The organism is Gordonia sp. NPDC062954, from assembly GCF_044543825.1.
Taxonomy (GTDB): Bacteria; Actinomycetota; Actinomycetes; order Mycobacteriales; family Mycobacteriaceae; genus Gordonia; species Gordonia tangerina.
In genome coordinates, this window is sequence record NZ_JBITWL010000057.1 from 1 (window position 1) to 5,134 (window position 5,134).

General features: G+C 63.1%; 5 protein-coding genes. 1 reads left to right on the forward strand and 4 read right to left on the reverse strand.

Annotated elements, in window-relative coordinates; translation table 11 throughout:
- Positions 1-193: 193 nt before the first annotated feature.
- From ACIGKQ_RS25080 to ACIGKQ_RS25095, 4 genes are read right to left on the reverse strand one after another with little or no spacing between them, the layout of a single operon-like run.
- Complete coding sequence (locus ACIGKQ_RS25080; RefSeq protein WP_005195131.1) at positions 194-868, reverse strand: transglutaminase family protein; 675 nt, start codon at positions 866-868, stop codon at positions 194-196.
- The gene (locus tag ACIGKQ_RS25085; RefSeq protein ID WP_005195132.1) at positions 865-2,064 is read right to left on the reverse strand and encodes an NAD(P)/FAD-dependent oxidoreductase; all 1,200 of its coding nucleotides are present in this window, start codon (positions 2,062-2,064) and stop codon (positions 865-867) included. Before ACIGKQ_RS25085 ends, ACIGKQ_RS25080 begins: the two co-directional genes overlap by 4 nt.
- The gene (locus tag ACIGKQ_RS25090) at positions 2,061-3,452 is read right to left on the reverse strand and encodes a cytochrome P450 (protein WP_005195133.1); all 1,392 of its coding nucleotides are present in this window, start codon (positions 3,450-3,452) and stop codon (positions 2,061-2,063) included. Before ACIGKQ_RS25090 ends, ACIGKQ_RS25085 begins: the two co-directional genes overlap by 4 nt.
- Positions 3,453-3,477: 25 nt before the next feature.
- The gene (locus ACIGKQ_RS25095) at positions 3,478-3,798 is read right to left on the reverse strand and encodes a 2Fe-2S iron-sulfur cluster-binding protein (protein ID WP_005195134.1); all 321 of its coding nucleotides are present in this window, start codon (positions 3,796-3,798) and stop codon (positions 3,478-3,480) included.
- A gap of 100 nt (positions 3,799-3,898) precedes the next feature.
- Between ACIGKQ_RS25095 and ACIGKQ_RS25100 the strand changes: the two genes are divergently transcribed.
- A complete protein-coding gene (locus tag ACIGKQ_RS25100; protein ID WP_005195135.1) occupies positions 3,899-4,915 on the forward strand; it encodes an AraC family transcriptional regulator in 1,017 nt (338 codons plus the stop codon).
- Positions 4,916-5,134 lie beyond the last annotated feature (219 nt).

The following is a 5,134-nucleotide window of genomic DNA, read 5'->3' on the forward strand; positions in this document are numbered from 1 at the left end:
CCATCAAGTCGCGCATCGCGCTGGAGCCGCAATGGCCGCCCATTCGGTGTGGATAGGTGTCGAGCAATGACTCGGACATTGTCATGGTCTCCCTAGTGGTGGTGGACACTGTGCGACGGGATCTGGCCGACAGGTGGTGGCACGGGTGTTCGAGCGGGCAGTAACCTGCGGCGGTAGCCCGCCGGAGCGCACACTATGCGCGGAATGCGTCGGACGGAGCTGGCCGTCCCGAGAAGATCAGAGGGCCGTAGGCATGCCGCAGGCCCGCCAGGATTTCCTCGAGGGGCAAGTCGTTGTAGACGCCGCGTTCGTGCACGTACTCCATGTGCGCGGAGCCGTCCGCCGCGTGCGCGTGAAACAACGCGTCGCGATCGCCGGTGAAGTCGATAGGTGGGACCCCGAATCGAGTGCACAATTCAATGTTGAACGCGGGTGTAGCTTTCAACCAGCGCCCCTCGATGTAGACGTGGCTGTATCCGTGATATACGAAGACGTCGGTTCCCATGAGTTCGCGCAGCGCGTCGGTCTGCAGATGATTGCGTACATCAGCGAAGCCGAGCCGGGCCGGTATGTTTGCCGCGCGGAACGCGGCTGTCAGTACGACCGCTTTGGGTACGCAGTACCCACGTCCGGACTCGATGACATGGCTGGCCCGGTAATGATCGGGCTTGTCAGAGACGGTGTAGGGGTCGTAACGGATCTGGTCTCGGACTGCGGCGAAGAGGCGCCGCGCCTTCTCGCGATCGGTGTCCGCGTCGCCGACCGCGTCTTGGGTGAAGGCCTGCACGGTCGCGTGATGGATGTCGAGGAAGGTCGATGCTGTGAGCGCCGCCGCCGGCCTTTCCGCTGCCGCGGGTGATGTGGTCATGGTGTGGCTCCGATCAGTTCGGACCTGTCGAGCGACGAACGCTGTGCGATCGTACGCTTCGCGTTCATGAAATCCTTGGGTCTGTTGACGCAGTCCGCGGCGATCAGCTCGCCGTCGTTGAAGTAGTAACAGGTGAAGTCACGGTCGTGGTCAGGGTCACCGCTGACCAGTACCTCGTCGTACCCGGTGTTGAGCCCGGCGATCTGCAGCTTCAGATCGTATTGATCGGACCAGAACCAAGGCAGCGCGGTGAGACCGGCTTCGTTGCCGCAGATGGTCGCTGCCGCGACCTTGGCCTGCTCGGTGGCGGCCGCCACACATTCGAGGCGGACGCGCCTGTCGTACCGTGCGATCCGTTGGTTGACGCAGTCGCCGGCGGCGACGATGTCGGGGTCGCTGGTGCGTGCATGGTCGTCGACGATGACTCCGTCGTCAACCTCGAGGCCCGCGGCGACCGCGAGATCCGTGTTGGGAATGATGCCGACACCGACGATGACGAGGTCCGCGGCCAGGGTCTCACCGTCGGCGAGCACCACCTCTTCGACTCGCCCCTCCCCGCGAAAACCCTCGACCAACGCGCTGGTGCGAACATCGACACCCTCGGTCCGGTGGGTACGGTCGAAAAACCTCGAGACCACCGGCGCGGTCACCCGCTCGAGCACGCGTTCCGCAGCCTCGAGAACAGTGACGTCCACACCCTGAGCTCGAAGTGAGGCGGCCGTCTCCAGGCCGATATAGCCGCCGCCGACGATGACGGCCCGGCAACCTGGCACCACCGCGGCACGGATGGCCTCGACGTCGGTGGCGGTGCGCAAGTAGTGGACGCCCGTCAACTCGGCGCCCGGAACGGTCAGCGCGCGGGCGCGCGCGCCGGTGCACAGTGCCAGCGTGGCGTAAGACACCACGTCTCCACTGTTGAGGGTGACGGTGTGCGCGGAACGGTTGATCGCCGTCGCCGTTCCGTCCACGAGCTCGATCCGCTGCTTGTCGTAGAACTGACGTCCGCGGATCGCGCAGTCATCAAGCTGTGATGCACCTGCCAGGTATGCCTTGGACAGCGGTGGACGCTGGTAGGGGAGCCTGCCCTCGTCGCCGATCAGCAAGACATCCCCGGCCCATTTCTCCTTTCGGAGAGCGCCCGCGAGTTGGACGCCGGCGTGGCTCGCGCCGAGGATGACGACCTGATCAGCCGTCACATTTCCCCCTTGGGGGTCAGGCGAACCATCATCTTGCTGATCCCACGGACAAAGTTCGATTGCACGTACTCCGGCTCACCCACCACCTCGATGTTGTCGAAGCGAGGGAGGAGCTCCTCCCACAGGATGCGTAGCTGGAGCTCGGCGAGCCGGTTGCCCATGCAGCGGTGTACACCGAAACCGAACGCGATGTGGTTGCGGGCGTTGGCCCGGTCGATGATGAGCTCGTCTGGACGCTCGAAGACGCGCTCGTCTCGGTTGCCCGAGGCGTACCACATCACCACCTTGTCACCCTTGCGGATGAACTGGCCGCCGAGCATGACGTCCTTCTTGGCGACCCTGCGCATGTAAGCAAGAGGGGTCTGCCAGCGGATGATCTCCGACACCGCGTTGGGGATGAGGTCGGGGTTGGCCTTGAGCTTCTCGAACTGCTCGGGGTATTCGTTGAGGGCCAGCACTCCGCCGCTCATGGAGTTGCGGGTCGTGTCATTGCCGCCGACGATCAGCAGCACGAGGTTACCGAGGAACTCCATGGGGCGATCGTCGAGGAGGTTCTTGGTGTCCTCGTTGCTTTGCAGCATGGTGATGAGGTCGAAGCCAGGCTCTTCGCCGGCCACGGTACGTGCCGCCTTGTCCCGCCACAGCGAACTCAGGCCTTGCGCCATCGCGACCATCTCACGGAAGACCCTGTCGTTGTCCGAGGGGCCGCCGTTGGCCTGCTCCATCGAGGTCGCGAGGTCGGACCATTCGACCAGCTTGTGCCGCTTGTCGTAAGGGAAGTCAAGTAGCGTCGCGAGCATGCGTGCAGTGAGTTCGATCGACACAGTCTGGACCCAGTCAAACGGCTCGTTGAGTGGGAGGCCGTCGAGGACTTCGCGGACGCGCGCGCGGATGAGCCCCTCCATCTCACGAAGGTTCTTCGGAGCCACCACGCCCTGCACTGCGGCGCGCTGCTTGTCGTGCCGGGGCGGATCCATCGCGATGAACATCGCGATGTCCATGAAACGCGGGGGCCTGCCGATGATGATGAACGGTTCGGCGGAGAACGCCTCGTGATTCTTGTCGACCGCGATGATGTCGGCGTGTCGCGTGACCGACCAGAACGGACCGAAGGGGCTCTCCGAACGGAAGTGCACCGGCGCCTCGTTGCGGACACGCTCGAAGTACGAGCGCCACATACCCTGGCGATACAGGAACGGGTTACTCAGGTCGATTTCGGCGAGATCGACCTCGTCCACCGGCGGGATCGGGGTCTCGGTGAAGATCTTCTGGCCGTCGGTCCTTGTGACGATTCGGCGGGTCTTGTCATAGACATGCGCCCCCCGGATCTGAAGGTCGATCGGGATCATTGATTGCGCCTTCTCGGCGACGGTGGCTGCGATGCTCATGATTGCATTCCTTCGTCGTTGCGGGTCAGAGTTGGAATTCCGGGAGGCGAACAGTCAGGCCGTCCCACTCCTCAGTCGCGATCATCTGGCAGGACAGCCGCGAGGTTCCTTCCCGTTCCGGATGCATGCTCAGCATCTCTTCCTCGCCCTCGCCGCTGCGCCCGACGGTCTTGATCCACGCCGGGTCGACAATGACGTGACACGTACCGCAGGCCGCTTCGCCACCACAATCACCGTCGATGCCGGGGACGGCTTCGTCGACGGCGGTCTGCATGAGCGACTTCCCCTCCACGAGATCGGCTTCGTAGTCGTCTCCATCGTGGGTGATGTATGTGATCGTGGCCATGGCCACCTCCTTGCACGTATGAGGTTCCCCTTGAGTGTGAATGTGCGGATCCCGACCGATCCATGTGTGAACGTCGCAATCTGTTGTTAATCTGGCTCACGTGACCCTCGGTGAATCCGGTGTGCCCCCGTTGGCGTTTGCACAGCTTCTCGACAGCGGTGCGCTGGGCACGGAGGCGACGAGCGCATTCGGTCGGATAATGGCCCAGGAGGGCACCGACCTCAGAACGTTGATCACGCAAGAAGCGCAGGTGCCGATGCAATGGTTTCATGACGTGTATCCGACGATGGGGCCGCACGACGGGTTTCGGCTGGGCCTCGCATTCGCTGAGCACGCTCAGCTGACCTCCTTCGGTCCACTGAGCCTGCCGCTGGTCAGTGCCGGGTCGGTCGTTGACATCGTCGAGTTGCTTCGTTTTCTGCCGTTGATCTCGACGGCGCTAAGTGCGGACTTTCATCATGGCGCCAGTGGTCTTACCATCGGTCTCGCAGGGCGCACCGACAGCGCGGGTACCGACTGCTTTGCCGTCACTTATGGGGGCCTGACCGTTCTGCGTCTGGTGAAAATACTCACAGGAGATGTGTCCTCAGCAGAGTTACACCTGACCTGCCCGGCGCCGACCGAGCCGCTGAACGTGGGAGAGATAGGGCATCGAGTCGTCTTCGATGCGCCAGCGTCATTTGTTCGCATACCAGCCGAGGCGCTTCATGAGGTGTGCCGCTTTTCCGATCCCGTCGCCTACCGGATCGGTACCGCCGAACTGCGACGGCTCTGCGATCAGCGGCGTCACAACTCGTACACGCAGCGCGTCCGAGCCCAGTTTGATGCAGACCCTGCTCGAGTCAACGCTAGTCGGATCGCAGCAGAGCTGTCGGTATCGGTAAGCACACTCAAACGGCACCTACACGCCGAGGGCACCACCCTGCGCCGCCTACGACAGCAATTCATGCAGGAGCACGCCATCCTCCGACTTCTCGATCCCGGCGTCGGAATCGGCCAGATTGCTACCGAACTGGGGTACTGCGACGTCGCAAGCTTTTCTCATGCGTTTGCTCGGTGGGTCGGCTGCTCCCCGTCGCAGTTTCGACTTCGACGTGCACGCCCGCCAGCCGCATGAATGCTCGACCAGCCCAATCGGGGCGTCAGCTGATTACACCACAACGAATTTCGCGACTGGTTCATAACGTTTCGATACGGTAACCCGGGCCCGCCCCGTCCGAAGCGCACGGTCGTTACAAGTCAGCCAGCATCGCCTACGCGGCAATTCTCAGCCACACCTCAACGTCTGCCGCCTCGCCGAGGACACCAGCCGGTTCGTTCTAGCCACCGTTATGGC